Source organism: Streptomyces sp. NPDC086147, assembly GCF_040702165.1.
Lineage (GTDB): Bacteria > Actinomycetota > Actinomycetes > Streptomycetales > Streptomycetaceae > Streptomyces.
Window position 1 is genome coordinate 1 of record NZ_JBFBJO010000039.1, and the last position, 23457, is coordinate 23457.

General features: G+C 75.3%; 22 protein-coding genes and 1 pseudogene. 19 read left to right on the forward strand and 4 right to left on the reverse strand.

Annotation, left to right across the window (positions count from 1 at the left end; genetic code table 11):
- Positions 1 to 111 precede the first annotated feature (111 nt).
- From AB0398_RS33620 to AB0398_RS33645, 6 genes are all read left to right on the forward strand, one after another.
- Entirely contained in the window at positions 112 to 1266 is a 1155-nt protein-coding gene (locus AB0398_RS33620; protein WP_366379467.1) for an AAA family ATPase, read from the forward strand.
- A complete protein-coding gene (locus AB0398_RS33625; RefSeq protein WP_366379468.1) occupies positions 1263 to 4961 on the forward strand; it encodes a DUF5682 family protein in 3699 nt (1232 codons plus the stop codon). Before AB0398_RS33620 ends, AB0398_RS33625 begins: the two co-directional genes overlap by 4 nt.
- Positions 4958 to 6811: a hypothetical protein gene (locus AB0398_RS33630; protein WP_366379469.1), complete on the forward strand. Its 1854-nt coding sequence runs from the start codon at positions 4958 to 4960 to the stop codon at positions 6809 to 6811. The genes AB0398_RS33625 and AB0398_RS33630 overlap by 4 nt, the downstream gene beginning before the upstream one ends.
- 465 nt (positions 6812 to 7276) lie before the next feature.
- Positions 7277 to 8755 carry a threonine/serine exporter family protein gene (locus AB0398_RS33635; protein ID WP_366379470.1) on the forward strand — a complete coding sequence of 493 codons (1479 nt, stop codon included), beginning with the start codon at positions 7277 to 7279 and terminating at the stop codon, positions 8753 to 8755.
- 121 nt (positions 8756 to 8876) lie between these two features.
- Entirely contained in the window at positions 8877 to 9491 is a 615-nt protein-coding gene (locus AB0398_RS33640) for an NAD(P)H-dependent oxidoreductase (RefSeq protein ID WP_366379471.1), read from the forward strand.
- A 42-nt stretch (positions 9492 to 9533) separates the two neighbouring features.
- The gene (locus AB0398_RS33645) at positions 9534 to 9704 is read left to right on the forward strand and encodes a hypothetical protein (protein ID WP_366379472.1); all 171 of its coding nucleotides are present in this window, start codon (positions 9534 to 9536) and stop codon (positions 9702 to 9704) included.
- Positions 9705 to 9786: 82 nt separating this feature from the next.
- Here AB0398_RS33645 and AB0398_RS33650 read toward each other — a convergent pair whose 3' ends face one another.
- Complete coding sequence (locus AB0398_RS33650; RefSeq protein ID WP_366379473.1) at positions 9787 to 10080, reverse strand: hypothetical protein; 294 nt, start codon at positions 10078 to 10080, stop codon at positions 9787 to 9789.
- A gap of 388 nt (positions 10081 to 10468) precedes the next feature.
- On the opposite strand from AB0398_RS33650, the pseudogene AB0398_RS33655 reads away from it, so the two are divergent.
- From AB0398_RS33655 to AB0398_RS33665, 3 genes and pseudogenes are all read left to right on the forward strand, one after another.
- Positions 10469 to 10927 (forward strand): annotated as a pseudogene (locus AB0398_RS33655) (SRPBCC family protein); the annotation flags it as partial.
- A 588-nt stretch (positions 10928 to 11515) separates the two neighbouring features.
- Positions 11516 to 11989 (forward strand): universal stress protein, encoded by a 474-nt coding sequence (locus tag AB0398_RS33660; RefSeq protein WP_366379474.1) that lies wholly within the window; start codon positions 11516 to 11518, stop codon positions 11987 to 11989.
- A gap of 43 nt (positions 11990 to 12032) precedes the next feature.
- A complete protein-coding gene (locus AB0398_RS33665; RefSeq protein WP_366379475.1) occupies positions 12033 to 12461 on the forward strand; it encodes a DUF6213 family protein in 429 nt (142 codons plus the stop codon).
- Here the strand turns inward: AB0398_RS33665 and ligD are convergent.
- Entirely contained in the window at positions 12409 to 13326 is a 918-nt protein-coding gene (ligD, locus tag AB0398_RS33670) for a non-homologous end-joining DNA ligase (protein ID WP_366379476.1), read from the reverse strand. The genes AB0398_RS33665 and ligD overlap by 53 nt on opposite strands.
- 197 nt (positions 13327 to 13523) lie before the next feature.
- Between ligD and AB0398_RS33675 the strand changes: the two genes are divergently transcribed.
- From AB0398_RS33675 to AB0398_RS33690, 4 genes are all read left to right on the forward strand, one after another.
- Positions 13524 to 14714: a zinc-dependent alcohol dehydrogenase gene (locus AB0398_RS33675; RefSeq protein ID WP_366379477.1), complete on the forward strand. Its 1191-nt coding sequence runs from the start codon at positions 13524 to 13526 to the stop codon at positions 14712 to 14714.
- Positions 14715 to 14816: 102 nt separating this feature from the next.
- Positions 14817 to 16109: a cytochrome P450 gene (locus tag AB0398_RS33680; protein ID WP_366379478.1), complete on the forward strand. Its 1293-nt coding sequence runs from the start codon at positions 14817 to 14819 to the stop codon at positions 16107 to 16109.
- Positions 16110 to 16159: 50 nt separating this feature from the next.
- Positions 16160 to 16384 carry a hypothetical protein gene (locus AB0398_RS33685; protein WP_366379479.1) on the forward strand — a complete coding sequence of 75 codons (225 nt, stop codon included), beginning with the start codon at positions 16160 to 16162 and terminating at the stop codon, positions 16382 to 16384.
- An 81-nt stretch (positions 16385 to 16465) separates the two neighbouring features.
- Positions 16466 to 17731 carry a cation:proton antiporter gene (locus AB0398_RS33690; RefSeq protein WP_366379480.1) on the forward strand — a complete coding sequence of 422 codons (1266 nt, stop codon included), beginning with the start codon at positions 16466 to 16468 and terminating at the stop codon, positions 17729 to 17731.
- A 64-nt stretch (positions 17732 to 17795) separates the two neighbouring features.
- Here the strand turns inward: AB0398_RS33690 and AB0398_RS33695 are convergent, their stop codons facing one another.
- On the reverse strand, positions 17796 to 17945 hold the full coding sequence (locus AB0398_RS33695) for a hypothetical protein (RefSeq protein WP_366379481.1): 150 nt from the start codon (positions 17943 to 17945) through the stop codon (positions 17796 to 17798).
- A 265-nt stretch (positions 17946 to 18210) separates the two neighbouring features.
- Here AB0398_RS33695 and AB0398_RS33700 point away from each other — a divergent pair, with 265 nt between their 5' ends.
- The 5 genes from AB0398_RS33700 (at position 18211) to AB0398_RS33720 (ending at position 21741) form a co-directional block, all read left to right on the forward strand.
- Positions 18211 to 18618 (forward strand): VOC family protein, encoded by a 408-nt coding sequence (locus AB0398_RS33700; RefSeq protein ID WP_366379482.1) that lies wholly within the window; start codon positions 18211 to 18213, stop codon positions 18616 to 18618.
- A 52-nt stretch (positions 18619 to 18670) separates the two neighbouring features.
- On the forward strand, positions 18671 to 18916 hold the full coding sequence (locus AB0398_RS33705; RefSeq protein ID WP_366379483.1) for a hypothetical protein: 246 nt from the start codon (positions 18671 to 18673) through the stop codon (positions 18914 to 18916).
- A 197-nt stretch (positions 18917 to 19113) separates the two neighbouring features.
- Positions 19114 to 20532, forward strand: a complete 1419-nt coding sequence (locus tag AB0398_RS33710) for an FAD-dependent oxidoreductase (RefSeq protein WP_366379484.1) — start codon at positions 19114 to 19116, stop codon at positions 20530 to 20532.
- A 154-nt stretch (positions 20533 to 20686) separates the two neighbouring features.
- A complete protein-coding gene (locus tag AB0398_RS33715; protein WP_366379485.1) occupies positions 20687 to 20938 on the forward strand; it encodes a BON domain-containing protein in 252 nt (83 codons plus the stop codon).
- Entirely contained in the window at positions 20935 to 21741 is an 807-nt protein-coding gene (locus AB0398_RS33720) for a metallophosphoesterase (protein WP_366379486.1), read from the forward strand. The genes AB0398_RS33715 and AB0398_RS33720 overlap by 4 nt, the downstream gene beginning before the upstream one ends.
- An 85-nt stretch (positions 21742 to 21826) precedes the next feature.
- Here the strand turns inward: AB0398_RS33720 and AB0398_RS33725 are convergent, their stop codons facing one another.
- Positions 21827 to 22699, reverse strand: coding sequence for an SDR family oxidoreductase (locus AB0398_RS33725; RefSeq protein WP_366379487.1), 873 nt, complete (start codon positions 22697 to 22699; stop codon positions 21827 to 21829).
- A 236-nt stretch (positions 22700 to 22935) separates the two neighbouring features.
- Between AB0398_RS33725 and AB0398_RS33730 the strand changes: the two genes are divergently transcribed.
- Entirely contained in the window at positions 22936 to 23304 is a 369-nt protein-coding gene (locus AB0398_RS33730; RefSeq protein ID WP_366379488.1) for a PRC-barrel domain-containing protein, read from the forward strand.
- Positions 23305 to 23457: the final 153 nt, after the last annotated feature.

Sequence of the window (23457 nt, forward strand, 5' to 3'; positions counted from 1 at the left end):
GTGGGCGATCCGGGTGAAGGCCTCCCCGATCTTGCCGGTGCCGAGGACGCCGACGCCCCTCCCGGGTGCGCCGCGCCGCCCCACCCGTACCCCCTTCCGGAGGAACCCCGCATGACCGTCACCGAACAGCCCGCACCCGCCCGGCAGGTCCAGCCGGCCGAGGAGCGCCACGCCGCCGAACTCGCCTTCCTCGCCGCCCAGGACCCCGGCCCGCGCCCGCCCGGCTGGGCCCTGACCCCCCGCGCGGTCGTCACGTTCGTCTGCGGCAGCGACGGCGCGGAACTGGCCCTGCCGAAGCGCCGCGCCGGCCTGCCGTCGAAGCTGGCGATCGCCCCGAAGTTCGTCGGCGAACGCGCCCTGGTGGAACGCTGCGTGGTCACCCTCGCCGGAGAGCGCGGACTGCTCCTCACCGGCGAGCCCGGCACCGCCAAGTCGATGCTGTCGGAACTGCTCGCCGCCGCCGTCAGCGGCACCAGCTCCCTCACCGTGCAGGGCACCGCCGGCACCACCGAGGACGCTTTCCGCTACGGCTGGAACTACGCCCTGCTGCTCGCCCAGGGCCCCACCCCGCAGGCCCTCGTCGACTCCCCGGTGCTCGCCGCCATGCGCACCGGCCGGGTGGTGCGGGTCGAGGAGATCACCCGCTGCCTGCCCGAGGTGCAGGACGCCCTGGTCTCGATCCTGTCCGACCGCCGGATCACCGTCCCGGAACTGACCGCCACCGAGGACGCGGTGGTCGCCGCCGCGCCCGGCTTCACCGTCATCGCCACCGCCAACCTGCGCGACCGCGGCGTCTCCGAGATGTCCGCCGCGCTCAAGCGCCGCTTCAACTTCGAGACCGTCGACCCGATCGCCGACGCCGACGCCGAGGCCGTCCTGATCCGGCGCCAGGCCGTCGCGGCGGTCCAGCGCGCGGGCGCGCCCTTCGGCGTCGACGACGCCGTCCTCGACGCCCTCGTCACCGTCTTCCGCGACCTGCGCTCCGGCCGCTCCACCGAGGGCTGGGACGTGGAACGCCCCGGCACGGTCATGTCCACCGCCGAGGCCGTCCAGGTAGCGGCGTCCCTCGGGGTCGCGGCCGCGTACCTCCCGGGCGGGGACGTCCTCGACCTCCTGCCCGGCCACCTCCTCGGCGTCGTCCGCAAGGACGACCCGGCCGACCACGCGCGCCTCCTCGGCTACTGGGACGGCCCGGTCCGCCGCCGGGCCGAGAACGGCTCGGCGATGTGGCGCCGCCTCTGGGACCTGCGCGGGAGCCTGCGGTGACGACCCTCGACCCCCGGGCGGCCGTGGACGCGCTGGCCGCGTCCCGCGCCCCGTACCTCCTCGGGGTGCGCCACCACAGCCCGGCCCTGGCCGCCGTGGTGCCCGCCCTGCTCGACGAGGCGGGCGCCGAGGTGGTCTGCGTGGAACTCCCGGCCGACTTCCGGCCCTGGCTGGAGCACCTGGCGGACCCGGAGACCGTCGCCCCCGTCGCCCTGGCCGGGGCGGGCGAGGGCGGACGCCTGGCGTTCTACCCCTTCGCGGACTTCTCCCCGGAGCTGGCGGCGGTGCGGTGGGCCCGGGACCACGGCGCGGAGGTCGTCTGCTGCGACCTCCCCCTGTCCGACCCCGGCTGGTCCCTGACGGGCCCGGGCGGCTTCCCGGGCGTCGACGGCGTCGATGACGACGCCGCCGGTGGCGGTGCCTCCGACGGTGACGCTTCCGACGGTGACGCCGCCGGGGGTACGGACGAGGGCGCCGGCACCGGTGTCCGCCCCGTCGGCCCGGGCGCCGGGGAGACGCGGGGACACGGCTCCTTCGCCGAAGCGCTCGCCGCGGCCGGCACCGGCCGGGACGGCGAGGACATGTGGGACCGCGCCGTGGAGGTGCTGGCCCCCGGCTGCTCCCCGGAAGCGGTGCGCCGCGCCGCCCTGGGCGTGGGCTGGGCCCTGCGGAACGACGGCGCCGTGCCCGCCACCGACCTCGCCCGCGAGGCCCGGATGCGGCAGGCGATCGCCACGGCCTCGGCCGGGGGCCGCCGCGTCGCCGCCGTGATCGGCGCCTTCCACGCCCCCGCGCTGCTCGCGCCGGTGGACGACGGGGGCACGGAGGACCGGGTCGTTCCGGAGGCCCCGGACGCAGCCCCGGAGGCCCCGGCCACGACCCCGGGCCCGGGCGTCGCGGTGACCTCGTTCGTCCCGTACTCCTTCGACCTGCTCGACTCCCGGTCCGGCTACCCCGCCGGGATCCGCGACCCGCTGTGGCAGCAGGCCGTGCTCACCGCGGCCGGGGACCCCGAGCGGATCCGCGAGGCGGCCGCCGCCGCGGTGACCGGCCTGTGCCGGGAGATGCGCCGCGCCGGTCACACCGCCGGCACCGGCGAGGCCGCCGAGACGCTGCGGCTGGCCTGCGACCTGGCCGTGCTGCGCGGACTCCCCGCCCCCGGGCGCGGGGAACTCCTGGAGGCCGTCACCACCGTCCTCGGCCAGGGCGAACCCCTCGGCCGGGGCCGGGCGCTGGCCCGCGCCCTGGAGGCCGTGCTCGTCGGCACCGCGCGCGGCCGGATCAGCCCGCACGCGCCCCGCTCCGGCCTGGGCCCCTCGGTCGAGGAGGAGCTCACCCGGCTGCGGCTGCCCCGCCCGGAGGAGCCCGAGCCCCGGGAGGTGCGCCTCGACCCGCTCCGCTCCCCGCTCGACGGGCGCCGCGAGGTCCTGCTGCAACGCCTCCTCGTCATCGGCGCCTCCTACGGCGAACCCCTCGCCGTGGCGGCCACCGGCGACGGCACCGCCCTCGGCACCAAGTGGCGCCTGACCTGGAACCCGTCCGTGCCCGCGCGGCTCGACCTCGCAGGGGTCCGGGGAGTCGCCGCGGCCCAGGCCGCCGCCGGCACCCTGGCCGAGACCGCGCGCCGCGAGACCGCCGAGGGCGGCCCCACCCCGGCCCAGATCCTGACCGGTCTCACCGCCGCCGCCCGCTGCGACCTCCCCGACCTGGTCGACGCGCGGCTGAGCGAGGCCTCCGCCGTCCTGCCCGACACCGCGAGCCTGCCCGAACTCCTCGAAGCGCTGGACCTCCTGGAGGGCATACGGCGCGGCCACCACCCCGGCACCACCGAGGACGCCCGCGCCACGGCCGGCGCGCTCACCGGTGAACTCCTGGAGGCCGCCGTGCGGTCGCTGCCCGGCCTGGCCGGCAGCGACACCCCTGCGGACGCCGGTGCCCTCGTGGCGCTCGCGGACCGCTCGGCCGCCCGGCACCTGGGCCTCCGGATGGACCGGGCCCTCGCCGGACTCGCCTCCGACGGATCGCCGTTGATCCAGGGCGCCGCCCTGGCCGTACGGGTCCTGCTCGACCTGGACCCGGCCGCGGACCTCGGCGAGCGGACGGCCGGCTGGATCGACGGCGCGACCTCCCCCGACACCCGGCGGGCCCTGACGAAGCGCCTCGCGGGACTGCTCACGGCCGCGGGCCCGCTGCTCCAGGCGTCCCCGGAAGCGCTCACCCCGCTCCTCGACCGGGTCGATTCCCTGGCCGACCAGGACTTCCTCGACCGGCTCCCGGCCCTGCGCGGCGGCTTCGACGCCCTCGCCCCGGCCGCCCGGGACCGGCTCCTGACCACGGTCACCGAGCGGCTCGGCGACCGGCTCGACCTCTCCCTCGACGCCCCGCCCGAACTGCTCGCCCTGTGGGCGGCGGCCGACGCGGCCGGCCTCGCCGCGCTGAAGTCCCTGGCCCTGGCCGCCCCGGAGGCCCCGGCCGACCCGCACCCCGCACCCGAAGCGGAAGCGGAAGCCGAGCCCACAATAGAAGCCACACCCGACACAGAAACCGACGCGTCCCCCGCCGAAGCGCCGGACCGGCGGCTCGCCCCCGCCGACCGCTGGCGGCTTCTCCTCGGCCGCCACAAGGACCGGCTCTCCGCCGACGCGCGCCGCTACGCCCGCGCCCTGGACGAGCTGTACGGCAGGGGGCGCGGCGAGGGCGCCGACGACCTGGACGCCGGATCCGGCGGGGGCGGGGGACAGGAGGCCTCCTTCCCCACCGCGCGCGAGTGGTCCCAGGAGCTGGAGGCCCTCTTCGGCGCCGACGTGCGCGAAGAGGTCCTGGCCGAGGCCGCCGACGCGGGCCGCGTCGACGTGTTCGCCCAGCTCGACCCGGCGGCGGTACGCCCCTCGGTGGAACTCCTCGGCTCGGTGCTCTCCCTGGTCGGCGGCATGCCCGAGGCCCAACTCGCCCGGCTGCGACCGCTGGTGAAGCGGCTCGTCGACGAGCTCGCCCGGGAACTGGCCACCCGCCTGCGCCCGACGCTCTCCGGACTCGCCACCCCGCGCCCCACCCGCCGCCCCGGCGGACGCCTCGACCTCGCCCGCACCCTGCGCGCCAACCTCGCCCACACCCGGCGCACGGACGACGGCCGGGTCGTGGTCGTGCCGGAGCGGCCGGTGTTCAGCACCCGGGCGAGCAAGGAGTCGGACTGGCGCCTGATCCTCGTGGTCGACGTCTCCGGCTCGATGGAGGCCTCGGTCATCTGGTCGGCGCTGACCGCCGCGGTGCTGGGCGGCGTACCGACCCTGTCCACGCACTTCCTGGCCTTCTCCACCCAGGTGGTGGACCTGACCGACCGGGTCGAGGACCCCCTGTCGCTGCTCCTGGAGGTACGGGTCGGCGGCGGCACGCACATCGCGGCGGGGCTCGCGCACGCCCGCTCGCTGATCACCGTGCCGAGCCGCACCCTCGTCGTCGTGGTCAGCGACTTCGAGGAGGGCGCCCCGCTCGCCGGCCTCCTCGGCGAGGTCCGCGCCCTGGCCGCCTCCGGAGCGCACCTCCTCGGCTGCGCGGCGCTCGACGACGCCGGAGCGCCCCGCTACTCGGTGCCGGTGGCGCGCCGACTCGTCGCCGCCGGGATGCCGGTGGCCGCCCTCAGCCCGCTCGCCCTCGCCCGCTGGGTGGGCGACCGCCTCCGTGGAGAACCCCGTTGAGCCCCGAACCCCTGCCGCCCGTCGCCCCCGACGTCCTCGCCGAGGCCGTGGAGCAGCTCAGCGCGCGGCTGCGCAAGAAGCTCGACGCCGCGATCGCGGGCTGCGCCGAGCACGTCGTCCGGGCCGCCGACGGCTCCCTCGACGTGCGCTTCGGCGAGGACGCCCTCGTCACCCTGCGCCCGGGCCCGTCGGGAGCGGTCACCGAAGCGGGGCAGGCCGTCTGCACCTGTCTGCTGGCCCCGCGCTGCCTGCACCGCGCGGCGGTCCTGGGCGCGGCACCGATCGCGGACGCCGATACGGATATGGACACGGCTACGGATACGGAGCCGGAGGCTCCGGAGCCGACGGCGGACCCCGCCGCCCCGCTCCGGACCGACTCCACCACCGCCCCCGTTCCCGCCCCCGAACCCTCCGGGAGCACCGCGCCCCCGCTCACCGCCGCCCAGGTCCGGGCCGCCACCGCCCTGTGGGAGGTGGCCGCCGAAGCCCTGTCCGCGGGGGTCACGGCGGGCGGGGCGGTGGTCCAGGCCGAACTGCTGCGCGCCGCACACACCGCGCGCCTGGCCGGGCTGCCCCGTGCCGAAGCGGCCGCACTGCGCGTCGTACGGGGACTGCGCGCGGCGCGCGAGCGCGGTCGGGGACAGCGTCTCGGCGACCTCACGGGCGCCTTCCGGGACCTCCTGTCCGGTGCCGCCCTGCTCGCCTCGGGGACGGCGGGACCCGGCGCGGCCGGCACCGCGCGCCGCGCCTACGAAGAGGGCGGCAGCCTCAGGGTGTACGGCCTGTGCCGGGAGCCGGTGCTCTCCGCCACCGGGTACGGGGGCGTGTCCACCCACCTGGTGGGCCCGGACGGTTTTCGCTACACGATCTCGGACGTGCGCCCCGGCGGTCTCGCCCGCACCAGGGGAGCGGGTTCCGCGTCCGTGGCGCTCGGCGGGGCCGTCCTCGACCACGCGGGCCTCGCGCGGGGGGGACTGCGGATCGTCGGCGCCACCGTCTCGCCGGACGGGCGGCTCGGGGCGGGGCGGGGCGTGAGCGCGACCCCGCTGCGCGGCGTGGACTGGTCCGAGGAGCCCGCGTCGGCGTTGTTCGCCGGCCCGCTGGGCGAGGCGGTGGCCGCGGCGCTCGACGCCGGTTCGCCGGAGGCCGGCGGCTCCGAAGCCGCCCTCCTCGGCTGTGCCGTGGAGGTGGTCGGCCCGGCGGGCGAGTACCTGGTGGTCCGCGTCGCCGGGGGCGGGCCGCTGCTGCGGCTGGGCGCGGCCCATCCCCATCCGGAGCTGCCGCACGCCGCGAACCTGCGCAGGATCGCGGAACACCCCGGGCTCGTCCTGCGCGTCCTCGGGCGCCCCGACCCGGACCGGGCGGCGACGCTCCGGCCACTGGCGGTCGGCCCGGTGCCGGGGGAGCCGTACACGCTGCGGCTGCCGGAGGAGTGGCTCGGCCGGGCCGACCTGGGGTACGACCGCCTCCAGGGAAGCCACTTCCCGCGCGGGACCGGGGGCCACGACACGATCGCCCCGGTGGCCGCCGTACCGGATCCGCTGGCGGACGCTCCGCTGTGGCGGGTGCGGCGGCTCCTGGAGACCGGGGTCGCGGGCGGGCGGCGGGCCGTGGCCGAGGCCGGCCGGGGGGCGGACGCGGCCGGTCTCCAGGCCCCGCTGCACCGGGCGGGCCTCGGCGGGGCGGCGCAGCTCGCGGCGGCCCTGACGGCGGAGGCGGACCGCCGTCCCCGTGACGCCTTCGGCCGCCTCACCGACGCCTCCGCCGACGGCTACGCCCGGGCCTGGCTCGCCTCGGCGGTCCATCTGGCGGCGGCGGAGAGGTCGTTGGTGGTGGCGTCCTGGTCCTGACGGGAGCCGGCGGGCTCGGCGCCGTGGGCCCGGAGGCAGACACGGAGCCTCGCGTCCCGCTCCCCGGGCGGCCCGTTCGCCGCACGCCGGGCCCGGTCGACGGGCCGGAACGGGACGTGACACGCCTCGCCGGCGCCGGACTTCGTCGCGCCCCCGGGGATCCCCGTACCGCACGAGCGGGCCGTCCGCCGGGGACGAGCACGGGCGTGGGAGCGGACGCGGACGTGGGAGTGGTGGTGCTTCGCAGGGAGCTCACGGTGGAAGGCCCCCTTTCCCGGCGGCCGTTCACTGCTCTTCCGCTCCCCGGAAGGACCGGCGGCCCCCGGCGCGCCGGTCGGCGGTGAGGGCGCGTGCGCCGGTGGTGTCCGGTCGGTGTCACCCGCTCAGCGGACGGAGACCCCGTCCGGAGGAGGGAACGGTACGTCCCAGACCGTGCGACGGGCGGACACGAGGGCGGGACGAGGAATGCGACATGTGCTGCGGAGGCGGCGGGAGGCCGCACGGGCGCGTCAGGAGCGGCTCGAACGGCTCCGCCGGGACGACCGGACGCTGCTCGACCGCCTGTACGGGACTCCGTACGAGGACATCGCCTTCCCGCCGCCCCGTCCCCTGGACGACGCCGAGGCGGTGGAGATCCTGGGGTTCGCGCTGCGCCTCGGCCGGGCGCTCTTCCTGGCCGGGGCGGAGACCCGGCGGATCGAGTCGTCCGTCGTGGCGGTCACCGCCGCCTGGGGGATGGGCAGCCAGGAGGTCGACATCAACGCCCGGTCGATACAGGTGCAGTACGCCCCCGAGGGCCGGCGGCCCGTCGTCATGCTGAAGGTGATGGGCTCGGAGGACACCCGGGACCTGGACCGGCTCGCCGCGCTCGAACGCCTCACCACCCACGTCGCCTCCGGCCGGCTGGACCGGGAGGTCGCCGCCGGGGCCCTGGACCGGATCGAGACCGGGGCCTCCCGCTGGCCCTGGTGGTTCGGTCTGGGCGGCGGCGCGGTCCTGGCGGCGATGCTGTGCGTCCTGGCCTCCGGGACCACGCGCGCGGCCCTGGTGTCGCCCCTCGTCTTCCTGCTCGCCGACCGGGGCGCCTGGGTCCTGTCCCGGGGCGGCCTGCCGTCGTTCTTCGTCACCGCCGCCCAGACCGCCCTGCTCCTCGTCGCGGTCACGGGACTCGCGGCGGCCGGGGGCCTGAGCCACACGGAGGCGGCCAGTGTGATCGCGGCGAACGTGATCCTGCTGCTGCCGATCTTCACGATCATCTCGCTGACCGAGGACGCGATCGACGGCTTCCGCTCCATGGCGGCGGGCCGCACGGTGAGCCTCCTCGCCTTCTTCACCGCGCTGGCCTGCGGCTTCCTCGCGGTCGGCTTCCTGCTGCGGGGCGCCGACGCGGACGCCCGCTCCACCGCCCTGATCCCCCTCCCGATCGTCCTCTCGCTGCTCACCAGCGCGATCGGCGCCCTCGGGAACACCGTGTTCATGGGCGGAGGGCTGCGCATCGTCCCGCCCGCGGTCGCCACCGCGGTCCTGGGCGCGGGGGTCAAACTGGCCTGCGTCGGCGCGTTCGGCTGGTCCGCGCCCCTGGCGACCGGCCTCGCGACGGTGGCGATGGGCCTCGCCGCCGCGGTGCTGTCGCCGCGCACGGGCATCCCGGTCCGGGCCTTCGTGATCCCCGGCATCGCCGGCGGTGTGCTGCCGGGGCCCGACCTGTACCGGAGCCTGCTGCAATGGCTGCTGCACGTGGAGGGCGCGGGGGCCTACCTGGTGTCCACGATGGCGTCGGTGGCCGCCATCGGCATCGGCGTGGTCTTCGGGACGCTGCTCGGCACCGCCGCCGAACGCCAGTGGCACTACCGGGGGACCGGGGGAGCGGTCGGCTCCTCCCGTACCGCCGAGGGGATCGTCCCCGCCGCGGGCGAGCCCGAACGGGACACCCGGGCCCGCTGACGTCTTCGTTCCTTCGGCTGTGAACACGACGACCGCGATGGTCGCAACGGCTGCCCGGCAAACGCGGGACATGAGCCGCTCGTGCGACATAAGGCCCCCTCGGCGGGGTAGCGGCACACCCATGGATACGACACCCCTGCGCGCCGTCGCCCTCGTCTGCACCCTGTCCCCGTCACCCGCGCGGTCCAGCTCCCAGCTCCTGGCCGAGCAGGTCATGGCGGCCCTGGGCGAGCACGGCGTCACCGGTGAGACCATCAGGATCGCCGACCGCAACGTCCTGCCCGGCGTCAAGACCGACATGGGGGAGGGGGACGACTGGCCGGCGATCCGCGACGCCGTCCTGGACGCGGACATCCTGGTCCTGTCGACCCCCATCTGGATGGGCCACCCCTCCAGCATCGCCCAGCGCGTCCTGGAGCGGCTGGACGCCGAACTCGCCGAGACGGACGACGAGGGCCGGATGCTGACCTACGGCAAGGTGGCGGCCGTCTGCGTGGTCGGCAACGAGGACGGCGCGCACAAGGTGAGCGCGGACCTCTTCCAGGGCCTCAACGACGTCGGCTTCTCCCTCGCCCCCAACGCCGTCAGCTACTGGGTGGGGGAGGCCATGCAGGGCACCGACTACCAGGACCTGGACAAGACCCCCGAGTCCACGGCCGGCACCACCGCGACCCTCGCCGCCAACACGGCCCACCTGGCCCGCCGCCTCAAGTCCGCCCCGTACCCGCCGTCCTGACCGAACCCGACCGAACCCGACCGAGATCGAGGAGCGACAGACATGACCCAGCACAGGAACGACGAACCGGACCCGCGCACCACCACTCCTCCCTCCGAGGCCCCGGGGGAGAGCGGCGACGAGGAGGCGCGCGAGGAGGCGGAGGAGGCGGTCGTCGGCGAGGCGGGCGACGAGGACGACGCGGACGACCGGAGCGACGGGGACTCCGCGTAACCGCGACGCCGGGGCGGACCGTGAGGAGTTCACGGTCCGCCCCGGCGGCGTGCATCGGTGCGGAGGGCTCTCCAGAAGCCTCTCAGGCGGTTCTGGCCCGGGGCGCGCCCCCCGGCGCCTGGAGCGGTACGGAGCCCGGACCGCTCACCACCAGGACGATCCCGAGGCTCGCGCACATCCTGCGGGCCCGGGCGAGCGCGCTGAAGGACGCCGGGGACGGGCAGGGGGACGGGAATTCGAGGAGCACCCGGTCCGGACGGTAGGCGGAGACGATCGCCTCGATCTCCAGGGCCGCCGCGGCACGGCTGGTGACGTCGAGCTCGCGCAGGAGCCTCAGGTGCAGGACGCCGTCTTCGAAGGCATGGCTCAAGAGCATGGTCTACCTCCCGGACCGGGTGGGCGCCGCTGACGCGGCACAAGGCGGTGATCAAAGGCGTTGATCAGATGATCAGGTGATCGATGGGAGGGACCGGCGAGCGGTCCCGGTGCGGCGCACGGTGAGCGGTTCGTGGAACTCGACGGGAACACCGTGAGCGCCGCATCCTCGGCGCGGGCCGGCCGCCGGGGCCGTTCTCCGCCGCAGGACGCTCTGTGTCCAGCCCGAAGCAGCTCGACAGGTGGCTGCCACCCTCCATTATGCAAGGAACGCGCCTGCCTGCACCTTTCCCGTTCCGGCTCCGCGCACCGGACTTCAGGGGCCTGATTGAGGCGGGAGCGGCCGGGTACGCGGGGGACGACCACAACGGAACGAAGGAGGCAAACCGGTGAGCACGGTCGAGAAGACCATCGATGTGGACGTCCCGGTGCGGAGCGCCTACGACCAGTGGACGCAGTTCGAGGAGTTCCCCCACTTCATGGAAGGCGTGGAGGAGGTGCGGCAGGTCGACGAACGCCACTGCCACTGGCGGACCAAGGTGGCGGGGGTGCGGCGCGAGTTCGACACCGAGATCGTCGACCAGCTGCCCGACGAGCGCGTCGCGTGGCGCACCGTGGGCGGAGAGGTCCGGCAGAAGGGCGTCGTGACCTTCCAGTCGCTCGACGAGGGCCACACCAGGGTCCGGCTCGCGATGGAGGTGGAGCCGGAGGGCGTGGTGGAGAAGACCGGCGACCTCCTCGGGATCCTCGACCTGCGGGTCAAGGGCGACCTGAAGCGCTTCAAGGGCTTCATCGAGGAGCGCGGGCAGGCGACCGGCGGCTGGCGCGGCCGCATCCGCCCCACGGACGGCATGAACCCGCTCCCGGCCGACGGGACGCGGAGCGTGCCCGGCGGCACCCCGGGCACCACGGGCGGCGCCCCGGGCACGACCGGGCCGACGGGCCCGACCGGTGGGGTCCCCACCATCCCGGGCCAGGTCGACAGGTACTCGCACGGCGCGGGCGCCTGGCCGCCCGCCGACCGTCCCTGAGGACGTCCGAGAACACCCGGGGACGCCCGAGGAACCCCGAGGGCACCTGAGGAGAACAGCGGACGGCACCGGTTCCGGATCGGGGGCCGGTCACGCGGACGGACGACGTCCCGTGACCGGCCCCCGGCCGTGCGTGCCCTCCGGCGACCCGGGGGAACGCGGGCCCGGAACCACCCCCGGGACGGACGCGTACGAGGGCGGCTGCCGGGCGGTCCCGGCCCTCCCGGGGCACATTGGTACGGAGGGGCGGCCGACCCCACGCCGGGCCGCCCGCGCGTACGGCACGTGGTGCCGGGTAGTCGGTCGGCAGGAGGACCCTTTCCGGCCGGCGGAGAAGAGACGGAGCCGAACCCCGCCGCCCGGGCCCGAACCGCCTTTCCCGGCGTGAGCGAGAAGGGGCACGACATGAGCACCGATGACGGCACTTCCCGCGTGGTCGTGGGCGTGGACGGCTCACCGGCGTCCCACGCGGCCCTGCGCTGGGCACTCCGCCACGCACGGCGCACCGGAGCGACCGTGCACGCCGTGGGGGCCTATGACCTTCCCGGAGCCGGGGGGTGGTCCGCGACGGCCGTGGACGTGCTCTTCGACGAGGAACAGGCCCGGCGGTCGCTCTCCGAGGAACTCGCGGCGGTCCTCGCTCCGGACGACGACGTCCCCCTGGTCCATCACGTGGTGCGCGGAAACCCCGCCCAGGTGCTGATCGACGAGTCGGACGGCGCCGAACTGCTCGTCGTGGGAAGCCGGGGCCGGGGAGGCTTCGCGAGCCTGCTCCTCGGCTCGGTGAGCCAGCAGTGCGCCGCCCACGCTTCCTGCCCCGTCGTCATCGTCCGCCCGGAGACGGCCGACGGCACCCCGCCCGCGGGCGACACCCCCTGATACGCGTCGGCGACACGGAGGTCGGACCATCATGAACGCATCCATGTCCTTGGTGCTTCTGCCGGACGGCCATCTCGTGCTTCCCGCCGACGAGGTGACGGGCCTGCTCCGGCACCTCGCGGCCGGGTGGCTGGAGTCGACCGGCGAAGACGACCTCGACCTCGCGCCGGAGACGGTGGTGGCCCTGGCGGGGGCGCTGACGGAGGTCGCCGACCGGATCGACGTGGAGTGCATCGCGCTCGCGCCGCGCGGCGACGAGGACCCGTTCGACCAGGAGAGGCCGTTCACCGACGGGAGCAGTGAGGAGGAGGCGCCCGACGACGCCCCGTTCGACGACGGCGGTCCCCTCAACGAGGGCAGCCCGTTCGACGAGGGGCGCCCGTTCGGCGAAGGAGGGCGCTTCGACGGCGGGGACCCCCTCAGGGACGAGCACGGAGACCCGTACGACGGAGGCGGTCCGCCGCAGCCCTGAGGGAGCGCCCGCGCGGAGCCGGGCTCCACGGGTCCTCCTTCAGGAGCAGGTCCACGTCGGCGAGGCGCCGGGCGCGCGCGTCGAGCGCCGGGTCGTCCAGGTCGTCCCAGGCGAGCGGGGCCGCGACGGGCGCCCCGGCCCTGGGCCGCACCGTGTACGGGGCCACGGCGGTCTGCCCGTACGCGTTGCGCTGGATGTCGAGGTAGAGCCGCCCCTCCCGCGCCTTCTTGCGCACCTCGGTGGTGAGCCGGTCGGGGTGCCGGGCGGCGAGCACTCCGGCGACGTCGGCGGCGAAGGCCCGCACGTCGTCGTAGGGCGCCTTCCGGTCCAGCGGCACCAGGACGTGCAGTCCCCGCGAGCCGGTGGCCATCAGCTGCGACGGCAGCTCCAGCTCGTCGAGGAGGTCGCGGAGCCACCGGGCCGCGTCCCGCACCGGCCCGAACCCCTCCCCGGACGGGTCGAGGTCGAAGACCAGCCGGTCCGGGTGGTGGGGGCGGTCGACCTTCGACAGCCACCGGTGCAGGGTGACGGAGCCCTGGTCGGCGAGGAGGACCAGGGTGGACGCGTCCTCGGCCAGGACGTACGTGACGGTGCCGTTCTCCTTCGGCATCTCGGCGCGCCCCACCCAGTCCGGGAAGTGGTCCGGCACGTCCTTCTGGAAGAAGCCCCGGTCGTCGATGCCGCCCGGACGGCGCTCCAGGGTCAGTGGGCGTTCGCGCAGGTGCGGCAGCATCCGCGGGGCCACGGCGCGGTAGTACTCCGCGAGGTCGGCCTTGGTGATGCCGTCCTCGGGGAAGAGCACCTTCTCCGGCCGGCTGACCGCGACGGTGCGCCTGCCCGCCCGTACCTTCAGGGTGTCCGTCATCGCGTCCTCCCTCTCCGTGCGCGTTCCGGGCACCGCCCGCGCGTCTCCTACGGGGCCGCTACCCGCGAAGGCGCGGGCCTATCACGGCGTTCCCGCCGGGGCCGCGCCGCCTCCGATGGGCCGGCCGGAGGCATACGACCCGGCGGTCCGGGGCACTCGCGCCGTGACCCCGAAAGCCGCACGTGAGGAGCTCGACCATGAGGGCGTTGACCTGGCACGGACACCGGGACGTTCGTGTGGACACCGTGCCCGACCCCCGGATCGTCGACCCGACGGACGTGATCGTCCGGGTCACCTCCAGCGGGATCTGCGGCTCCGACCTGCACCTGTACGAGGTGTTCGGGCCCTTCCTCGATCCCGGCGACATCCTCGGCCACGAACCCATGGGAATCGTGGAGGAGGTCGGCCCCGAAGTGCGGAACCTCAAGGTCGGCGACCGGGTGGTGGTGCCGTTCAACGTCTCCTGCGGCACGTGCTGGACGTGCGGCCAGGGCCTCCAGTCCCAGTGCGAGACCACCCAGGTCAGGGAGTACGGGACGGGCGCCTCGCTGTTCGGCTACACCAAGCTCTACGGGCAGGTCCCCGGCGGACAGGCGGAGTTCCTGCGCGTCCCCTTCGGCGACACCCTGCCCATCAAGGTGGGCCAGGACGCCCCCGACCAGCGCTACCTCTACCTCTCCGACGTGCTGCCGACCGCCTGGCAGGCCGTCGCGTACGCCGACGTCCCGCCCGGCGGCACCCTGACCGTCCTCGGGCTCGGCCCCATCGGCGACATGGCCGCCCGCATCGCGCTCCACAGGGGCGCGAGCAAGGTCATCGGCGTGGACCTCGTCCCCGAGCGGCTCCGCCGCGCCCGGAGCCGCGGCGTCGAGGTCCTGAACCTCAAGGAACACGGCAAGGACCTCGGCGACCGGGTGCGGGACCTCACGGACGGCCGGGGCACCGACGCGGTCGTCGACGCCGTCGGCATGGAGGCCCACGGCGCCCCGCTCACCAAGGCCGCGCAGAAGATTCCGGGCTTCCTGCCCGACGCCCTCGCCCAGAAGATCATGACCAGGATCGGCGTGGACAGCATGAGCGCCTTCGACACGGCGGTGGACGTGGTCCGCCGCGGCGGCACCATCAGCCTGTCCGGCGTCTACGGCGGAGCCGTCGACCCCGTCCCGATGTTCAGCCTCTTCGACAAGCAGATCCAGCTCCGCATGGGCCAGGCCAACGTCTGGCGGTGGGTCGAGGACATCCTCCCCCTCCTGGACGACGCCGACCCGCTCGGCGTCGACGACTTCGCCACCCACACCCTCCCCCTGGAGGACGCCCCCCAGGCGTACAAGACGTTCCAGGACAAGGAGGACGGCATGATCAAGACGGTGCTGACCCCCGGCCGCTGAACGGCCCCGCACCGCTCGCGTCTCCCGGCCGGGCGGCCTTCCGCCTCCCGGCCGGGAGACGCGGACCGGTGTGAAATCACGACTTCGTGGAACCCGTCTCTCATGGAAGCGACCCCCCGGGACATGTCCGACCCCGTCCGCACCCCTCTGCTCGACAGCACCGCCCCCCTCCTGATGAAGGGATACGGCTGGCTGCCCGACCTGCGCCGACGCGCCGGGAACGCCCCGGCCGTGCCCGTGCGGATCCTCGGCCGGCGCGGGGTCGCGCTGCATGGCAAGGAGGCGGTGGACTTCTTCTACGACGAGCGGCACGTCCGCCGGCACGACGCCCTGCCGGGGCCCGTCCTGGACACCCTGTTCGGCCGCGGGGCCATCCACACCCTCGACGGGGAACCGCACCGCGGGCGGAAGGCGCTGTTCCTGACCCTGCTCAAGGACCCGGATCGGATCGCCTCCCTGGTCGAGCACGCCCGGCGGGCGTGGGACCGGGCCGAGGCCGACTGGCAGGACCGGGAGCGGGTGGTGCTCTTCGACGAGGCCGCCCGCGTCCTGACCGCGGCCGTCCACGAATGGGCCGGCGTCCCGCTGCCCATGGGCGAGGAGGAGACCGCCGCGCGGGACCTCGTGGCCATGGTGGACGGCTTCGCCGCCGTCGGGCCCCGGCACGTGCGCGCGCGGCGGGCGAGGAGGCGGCAGGAGCAGCGGCTCGCCCCGCTGATCGAGGAGCTGCGGTACGCGGGCGCCCCGTCCGGACAGGCGACGGTCGCGCAGGCGGTGGCCGCGCACACCGACGCGAACGGCCGGCAGCTCGATCCGCACACCGGGGCCGTCGAACTCCTGAACGTCCTGCGGCCCACGGTCGCGGTCGCCTGGTTCGTCACCTTCGCCGCCCACGCCCTGCACCGCCGGCCGGAGCACCGCGCGCTCCTGGCGGCGGACGAGCGGTACGCCTGGGGATTCGCCCAGGAGGTCCGCCGCTTCTACCCCTTCGCCCCGTTCACCGGCGGCCTCGCGGCGGCCGACACGCAGTGGGGCGGCGTCCCGATCGAGAAGGGCAGCCTGGTCCTCCTCGACCTGTACGGGCACGACCACGACCCCGACCTGTGGCCGGAGCCGTACGCCTTCGACCCGGCCAGGTTCACCCGTCCGGGCGCGACGATCGGCCGCGACGACCTCGTGCCGCAGGGCGGCGGCGATCCGGCGGCGGGCCACCGGTGCCCCGGCGAGGACATCACCCTCGCCCTCCTGACCTCCCTGGTCCCGCGCCTCGCCCGTCTGCCCCACGACGTGCCCGACGAGCAGGACCTGTCGATCCCCCTGCACCGCGTACCCACGCTCCCGCGCAGCGGGTACGTCATGGAGCGCGTACGCCTGGCGTCCCCGGTGGCGGGCTGACCGCCGTACCACCAGATCACCTGATCGCCCGACAGAGAGAGGAGACCGGAATGAGCGACGCGCACACCCCCGGCAATTCGGAGGACCCGATACCCCGTGACCGCGAGGACGAACAGGCCGCCGAGGGCGAGGACCCGCTGGCCATACCCGTCACACGGGACCCGGGCAGCGAGGACCTCCCGGACACCGACGAGTCCGGCACGGGCCCGCGGGGGCGCCCCGAGGACGGGACCGTCGACCCCGAACAGCCCACTCCCGACGAACCGGCCGACTGACCGGGACACCGCCCCCGACACCACCACCCCCGGCACCACCACCACCATCACCCCCGCCGCCATGGAAACGGAGCCCCGCCCGTGAGCCCCGCCGATCTCGTGTTCACGGCCCTGGGCCTCGGAGCCCTGGCGGCGGCGGTGCTGCCCAGACTCGTACGGCGCATGCCGTTCTCGATGCCCATGGTGTTCCTGGCGGTCGGGGCCCTGACCGGACTGCTGCCCCTCCCGATGCCCGAACTCGACCCCGTGGCGGACCGGGCCTGGGTCGAGCACGTCACCGAGATCTGCGTGATCGTCTCCCTCATGGGCGCCGGACTCGCGCTGAACCGGCGCTTCGGACTGCGCTCCTGGGCCGGGCCGTGGCGGCTTCTCGGCATCACCCTGCCCCTGACCGTCCTCGCGACTACCGCGCTCACCTGGTGGCTCTTCGACTGGCCCGTGGCCACCGCGCTCCTCGTGGGAGCCCTTCTCGCGCCGACCGACCCGGTGCTGGCCGCGGAGGTGCGGGTGGGGGAGCCGACCGACGAGGACGACGACGAGGACGAGGTCCGCTTCACGCTCACCGCCGAGGCCGGCCTCAACGACGGACTGGCCTTCCCCTTCGTCCTCGCCGCCGTCGCGCTCGCCGGAGCCGGGGGCGTCTGGGCGGAGGCCGACTGGGGGCGCTGGTTCGGCGTCGACCTGGTGGCCAAGGCGGTGATCGCCGTCGTGATCGGGATCGTCCTCGGGCGGCTGCTCGGATGGATGTTCTTCCGGGCCGGGGCCGAGTCGCTCAGGCTGTCCGAGCACATGGAGGGCTTCGTCGCGCTCGCCGCGACCTTCCTCGCGTACGGCCTCACCGAACTCGCCCACGGCTACGGCTTCGTCGCCGTCTTCGTCACCGCCTGCGCCGTCCGGGCCGCCGAACGCGGCCACGGCTACCACAAGGTGCTGCACGGCTTCACCGAGCAGATCGAACGCCTCCTGACGGCGGCGCTGCTCTTCCTCCTCGGCCACTACCTCGTCGCCACCGGCCTCGCGTCGCTGACCTGGCCGATGGTGCTGCTCGCCCTGGCCCTGATCGTGGTCGTCCGCCCGGTGACGGGGTGGATCGCCCAGCTCGGCTTCGTCACCGGCCCCCGGGAGCGCGTCGTCACCGCCGTCTTCGGACTGCGCGGCATCGGCTCCCTCTTCTACCTCGCCTACGCGCTGGGCCACCACGGATTCGAGGACAGGGCCCACGAGTTGTGGGTCCTGACCGCCACCACGGTGGCACTTTCCGTACTGCTCCACGGGATGAGCGCGACCCCGGCCATCCGCCGGCTCGACCGGCTGCGCGAGATCCGCCCGTCCGACGCGCCGCCGTGAGCCTCCCCGCACGCATGACTGTGGGCCCGGCGCCAGCCGGGCCCACAGTCGTCGGAACGGGCCGTCAGCGGCGACCGCCCCGCAGTCTGCCGAGGAAGCGGCGCGCCCGGGCCCGGTTCCGGGGGTCGGCGGCGGCGCGCCGCACCGACGCGATCGCGCGCCGTCCCTGGGGGCTGCGGCCGAAGTGCTTGATGCGGGTCAACAGTGCGGACATGGAGCCTCCTGTACTCGTACGTCGTCCGAGCGGGTCGTCCGCGAGGCGTCCGGCGGAAGGGGGCCGGAGCTTCCCTCCTCGTCCGGTCGACGTCCTCGCGGACCACGCCGATCACATCCTGTGACGGTGTCTGTACCGATCCGCATACCCCCGATGCGGCCGGACACGCGACGGCCCGTCGGCTCCGTCCGGCCCTGCCCGAAGCGCGGCCGGGAGGCGCCGACTCCCCTTGCCTGAAAGGCTTCTGACGGGGCACACGCTCCCCATGACCGTTTCCAAGACCGGCGTCCTCGTCCTCGACAGCACCGATCCCGAACCCCTCGCCCGCTTCTACGCCGCCCTGCTCGACGCCACCGTCGAACCGAGCGGCGGCGACCCCGACCTGCTGCTGCTCTCCAGCTCCTCGGGCCTCGTCCTGGGCATCCGCCGCGACCCCGGCCAGGCACCGCCGAGCTGGCCCCGGCCGGACGACTCCCAGCAGGCCCACCTGCTCATCCTCGTGGCGCCCGACGCGCTCGACGAGGCCGAGCGGGAAGCCGTCTCCCTGGGCGCGCGCCCCGTCTCCGCCGACCAGAACGGCACCCGTCTCGACCGGCGCACCGACACGCGCCGCTACACGGACCCGGCCGGCCACGCCTTCGTGCTCGCCCCCACCGGCGGTGTTTCCGCCTGACGCGCGGGGGCAGCCGCCCACGTGCCCGACCGCACGACCGAGGAGGACGACCATGAGCCACCACGAGCGCCGCCGCACCCTGCCCGCGGACGGCCCGCCGCGCACCACGCCCTCGGAGGCCGTCGGCGAGAGCGGCGACGTCGAGGCGCGCCGGGAGGCGGAGAAGGCGACACGGGACGGCCGGGGCGGGACCCCGGACGACGAGGGCGGCATGAGCGCCAAGTGCCAGTCCCCGGGCCTGGGCCGCGAGGAACAGCGCCGCCCGCACGGCCGCAGGGGCGAGGCCGAGGAGGGTTAGGGCGTGTCCGGCGGATCATGGCCGGGCAGGACGCGGCGAGGTGCCGGACGTCGTGTCCCCGGCCACGATCCGCCGGACACGCCCCGGGACCCGCCCAGCCCCCACCCGTCAGGAGGAGCCGGGCGTCGCGCGGACGACTGCGCGTCCCGGCCCCGGGCAGACGCCGGGCGGACGCCCGACCGCCCGGAGGAGGGACCATGTCCGGATCCGGAAGCTCGTACTGGACGGAGTCGGCACCGCCCGGCCGCGTCCACCCGCCGCTCGAAGGCGACCTCACCACGGACACGGTCGTCGTGGGGGCCGGGATCGCCGGGCTCTGCACCGCCCGTGAACTCCACCGCGCCGGACGTGACGTGGTGGTCCTGGAGGCCGACCGGATCGCCGCCGGGGTCACCGGGCACACCACCGGGAAACTGACCTCCCTCCACGGCCTCCGCTACGAGGCCTTGCGCCACGACCAGGGGGACCGGGCGGCGGTCCGGTACGCCGGAGCCCAGGAGTACGCCCTGCGGGAGGTGGTACGGCTGTGCGAGGAGCTCGGCATCGACGCCGAGGTCGAACACCGCCCCGCGTACACCTACACCTCCGACCGGGAGCGGACCGGGGAGATCCGCGCCGAGGCGGCTGCCGCCGCCGGAGCCGGCCTGCGGGCCGCCGAGGTGACGGGAGAGCCGGGGGAGACCGGGACGGGGCTCCCGTACCCCGTCGCGGCCGCGGTCCGCGTGGAGGACCAGCTGCAGTTCCACCCGCGCCGCTTCCTGCTCGGCCTCGCCGACGACCTGGTCGCGCACGGCGGCCGGATCCACGAGGGGACCCGCGTCACCGGCCTCAAGGAGGGCGCCGAGTGCCGCCTCGCTCTGGAGGGCGGGGGCACGGTCCGCGCCCGTGACGTCGTCCTCGCCACCCACTTCCCGCTCCGCTGCCACCCCACCCTCCTGATGCGCCTCTCACTGCGCCGGGAACTCGTCGTCGCCGCCCCCGTCGAGGAGGGCCAGGCCCCCCACGGCATGTACTGGACCGACGAGGACGACGTCCGGTCGGTGCGCACCGCCCCCCTCGCCGACGGCCGGCGGCTCCTGATCGTCTCGGGCGAGGCCTTCGAACCGGGCGCCGGCGGCGTCCGCGCCCGCTACGAACGCCTGGAGGCCTGGGCGCGCGACCGGCTGCCGGGCTTCGTCGGGGCGCCCGTGCGCCGCTGGGCCGCCCAGGACGTCCACACGGTCGACGGGGTGCCCTGCGTCGGGCACGAGCACCCCGACACCGAGCACGTCTACGTCGCCACCGGCTTCGGCGGATGGGGGCTCAGCAACGGGGTCGCCGCGGGCCGGCTGCTCACCGCCCACCTGACGGGCGCGCCCCGCCCGGACTGGACGGAGCTCTTCGACCCGCGCCGGCGGCTCCCCGTCCGCGAGACGCCCGGGGCCGTCCGGCACCAGGCCACCGTCGCCCGTCACTTCCTCGCCGGCCTGCGGACCGGCCGCCGCTGCACCCACATGGGGTGCGAGCTGGGCTTCGACGACGCCGAGCAGACCTGGGAGTGCCCCTGCCACGGCTCCCGCTTCGCGGCCGACGGCAGCGTCCTCCAGGGCCCGGCCACCCGCCCCCTGGAGGACTGAGGACCGGGGGCCTCCTCCTGCCCGTGCTTCGTGGGAGGGGAGGAATGGTACGTACGGGACGGGGGAGACGTGACGGTGAAGGGCGGCCGTCCCGGACGGGACGCGTCGGCCCGCAGGACCGCACGGTGGCAGGACAACAGAACGGAGGACCGCGATGGACACCGGCGAGAACGAGTACCGGATCGCCCGGTTCAGGGAGCGGCTCGCACGCGACGACACGGCCGAACTCGGGGTGCGCATCGAGACGCGCGGCACCGCCGTGCTCCTGACGGGCACCGTGCCGACGGCGGAGCACCGGGAGGAGATCCTCCGGCTCGCCGAGACGGAACTGACCGGCCTTCCCGTCCGCGCGGACCTCGTGGTCGCCAGTGTCGATCCCCCCGAGCGACCGGAGGAGCTGCTGTGACCGCACCGGAACGACAGGAGGACGGGGCCGTCGTCCGGGTGGCGGCCGTCGGCGACATCCATCTGAGCCCGGACTGCCGGGGCCTGCTGCGCCCCTCCTTCGAGACCCTGCCGCTCTGCGCGGACGTGCTCCTCCTCGCCGGGGACCTCACCCGCCACGGAACGGTCTCCGAGGCGGAGGTGGTCGCGGACGAGGTGCGCGACCTCGGCGTCCCCGTGGTGGCCGTCCTCGGCAACCACGACTACCACTCCGACCAGGAGGCGGACATCGCACGCGTCCTCACCGACGCGGGGGTCACCGTCCTGGAGGGCGACCGGACGGTCCTGCCGGTGGACGGCGGCCGGCTCGGCATCGCCGGTACGAAGGGCTTCTGCGGCGGCTTCGCGGGCCGCAGCGCCGGGGAGTTCGGCGAACGCGAGATGAAGGACTTCGTCCGCACCACGCGCCGGGCCGCCGAGGGCCTCCACGAGGCCCTGTCCGACCTGGCCGACTGCGAGGCGCGGATCGCCCTCACCCACTTCTCCCCGGTCCCCGACACGCTCGCGGGCGAACCGGTCGAGATCTACCCCTTCCTCGGCAGCTACCTGCTGGCCGAGGCGATCGACGGGGCGGGCGCCGACCTCGCGGTGCACGGCCACGCCCACCTGGGCACCGAGCACGGCATGACGGCGGGCGGGGTGCGTGTCCGCAACGTCGCCCAGCCCGTCATCGGCAAGGCGTTCGCCCTCTACCACCTGCCCCTCACCCGGACGCCGGAGCACTCCGGGGCCGGCCGGCCCCCGGCGGCCGGCGCCCCGATGTGACGCGCCGGGCCGACACCCCGTACGACGCGGGAGCCGCACGACCTCCGGGTCGTGCGGCTCCCACGTCACGGTCTCCGGGGCGGCCTCACGGCAGGGGCGTGCCGCCGGTGGCGTTGACGATCTCCCCGGTGATGTAGCTCGCGCCGGACGAGGCGAGAAACACGTACGCGGGCGCCATCTCCGCAGGCTGGGCGGGGCGCCCCAGGGGCGACTGCTCGCCGAAGTCCTTCACGTCCGGCATCGTCGCGGGGATCAGCGGGGTCCACACGGGTCCGGGGGCGACCCCGTTGGCGCGGATGCCGCGCTCGGCGAGGAGCTGCGCCATGCTGTGCGTGAAGGAGACGATCGCGGCCTTCGTCATCGCGTAGTCGAGGAGCGGCGGGCTCGGCCGGTAGCCCTGCACCGAGGTGGTGTTGATGACGGACCCGCCGCGCGGCATGTGGGGGAGGACCGCGCGGGAGAGCCAGAACATCCCGTACAGGTTGGTCTTCATCACCCGGTCGAACTGCTCCGTGGTGATGGCCTCGATCCCGTCGGGCTGGGCCATCTGGTAGGCCGCGTTGTTGACGAGGACGTCGACGCGCCCGAACTCGCCCACGGCCCGGTCGATCAGGGCCCCGCACTGCTCCTCGTCGCGGACGTCGCACTCGACGGGCACCGCCTTGCGGCCGGCCTCTCGGATCAGCCGGGTCGTCTCGGCGGCCTCGTCCGCCTCCTCGGGGAGGTGGGTGAAGACGACGTCCGCGCCCTCGCGGGCGAACGCCAGGCACACGGCCCTGCCGATGCCGGAGTCGCCGCCGGTGACGACCGCCGCCCGGTCGAGGAGCAGGTCGTGGCCGCGATAGGAGTCCTCGCCGTGGTCGGGCCGCGGATCCATCCGCTCGGTCGACCCGGGGTGCTCCTGCTGCTGGTCGGGGAACGGGGGGACGGGGTGGGGGGTGTCATCGGTGGTGTCCATGGGATTCGGCTACCCGGAGCCCCGTCCCGCATCCCGCCTTTCCGCAGGACAGGAGCCATCCGGGGGCCTCCTCGACGGGCGCGGCGGGCGCCACGGGACCGCCGGGTGCGAATGAGTCGTGGGGGCCGGGGCAGGCGGATTCCGGGCGGAGAACACGCTCCGCCACGCACGGCGTACGCGGACGGAGGGGCGGCGGAACGCCGGCCGTCCTTCCCCGACCGGAGAAGTGGGGACGAATGACCGAGCACGCGTGGAGTTACAGGTCGACCGCGGGGCATCTGGCCGGTGCCGACCTGACCGGCTACAAGGTCGAGGCGACCGACGGCGGCATCGGGAAGGTGGACAAGCACTCCGACGAGGTCGACGACTCCTATCTGGTCGTGGACACCGGGGTCTGGATCTTCGGCAAGGAGGTCCTCCTGCCGGCGAGCACCGTGACCCGGATCGATCCGGAGGAGCGGAAGATCTTCGTGGACCGCACCAAGGAGCAGATCAAGGACGCCCCGGAGTTCCACCGGGACCAGCACCTCGGCGACCCGGACTACCGTGACCAGCTGGGCATCTATTACGGCCCGGGCGGGCCTTTCGGCGGTCGCGTCATCTGACGCACCGCGAGGTGGCACTCCACGAAGGAACGAGAACCACGAGGGGCGGGGGGGGCGGCGGCGGCCTGGTCGGCGGGCCGCCCCGCGCGCGCGCCCCCCCCCCCCGCCGCGGCGGGCGCCGGGCGCCGGGCCGCGCCGGCGCGCGGGCCGCCC

What these genes read in the sequence shown, in the direction of transcription:
- AB0398_RS33700 (WP_366379482.1), top strand. Translation starts at nt 18,211, where the DNA reads ATGACCGTTTCCAAGACCGGCGTCCTCGTCCTCGACAGCACCGATCCC.
- AB0398_RS33620 (WP_366379467.1), top strand. Translation starts at nt 112, where the DNA reads ATGACCGTCACCGAACAGCCCGCACCCGCCCGGCAGGTCCAGCCGGCC.
- AB0398_RS33640 (WP_366379471.1), top strand. Translation starts at nt 8,877, where the DNA reads ATGGATACGACACCCCTGCGCGCCGTCGCCCTCGTCTGCACCCTGTCC.
- AB0398_RS33645 (WP_366379472.1), top strand. Translation starts at nt 9,534, where the DNA reads ATGACCCAGCACAGGAACGACGAACCGGACCCGCGCACCACCACTCCT.
- AB0398_RS33660 (WP_366379474.1), top strand. Translation starts at nt 11,516, where the DNA reads ATGAGCACCGATGACGGCACTTCCCGCGTGGTCGTGGGCGTGGACGGC.
- AB0398_RS33685 (WP_366379479.1), top strand. Translation starts at nt 16,160, where the DNA reads ATGAGCGACGCGCACACCCCCGGCAATTCGGAGGACCCGATACCCCGT.
- AB0398_RS33715 (WP_366379485.1), top strand. Translation starts at nt 20,687, where the DNA reads ATGGACACCGGCGAGAACGAGTACCGGATCGCCCGGTTCAGGGAGCGG.
- AB0398_RS33680 (WP_366379478.1), top strand. Translation starts at nt 14,817, where the DNA reads ATGGAAGCGACCCCCCGGGACATGTCCGACCCCGTCCGCACCCCTCTG.
- AB0398_RS33665 (WP_366379475.1), top strand. Translation starts at nt 12,033, where the DNA reads ATGTCCTTGGTGCTTCTGCCGGACGGCCATCTCGTGCTTCCCGCCGAC.
- AB0398_RS33730 (WP_366379488.1), top strand. Translation starts at nt 22,936, where the DNA reads ATGACCGAGCACGCGTGGAGTTACAGGTCGACCGCGGGGCATCTGGCC.
- AB0398_RS33705 (WP_366379483.1), top strand. Translation starts at nt 18,671, where the DNA reads ATGAGCCACCACGAGCGCCGCCGCACCCTGCCCGCGGACGGCCCGCCG.
- AB0398_RS33675 (WP_366379477.1), top strand. Translation starts at nt 13,524, where the DNA reads ATGAGGGCGTTGACCTGGCACGGACACCGGGACGTTCGTGTGGACACC.
- AB0398_RS33725 (WP_366379487.1), bottom strand. Translation starts at nt 22,699, where the DNA reads ATGGACACCACCGATGACACCCCCCACCCCGTCCCCCCGTTCCCCGAC.
- AB0398_RS33710 (WP_366379484.1), top strand. Translation starts at nt 19,114, where the DNA reads ATGTCCGGATCCGGAAGCTCGTACTGGACGGAGTCGGCACCGCCCGGC.
- AB0398_RS33695 (WP_366379481.1), bottom strand. Translation starts at nt 17,945, where the DNA reads ATGTCCGCACTGTTGACCCGCATCAAGCACTTCGGCCGCAGCCCCCAG.
- ligD (WP_366379476.1), bottom strand. Translation starts at nt 13,326, where the DNA reads ATGACGGACACCCTGAAGGTACGGGCGGGCAGGCGCACCGTCGCGGTC.
- AB0398_RS33635 (WP_366379470.1), top strand. Translation starts at nt 7,277, where the DNA reads ATGCGACATGTGCTGCGGAGGCGGCGGGAGGCCGCACGGGCGCGTCAG.
- AB0398_RS33650 (WP_366379473.1), bottom strand. Translation starts at nt 10,080, where the DNA reads ATGCTCTTGAGCCATGCCTTCGAAGACGGCGTCCTGCACCTGAGGCTC.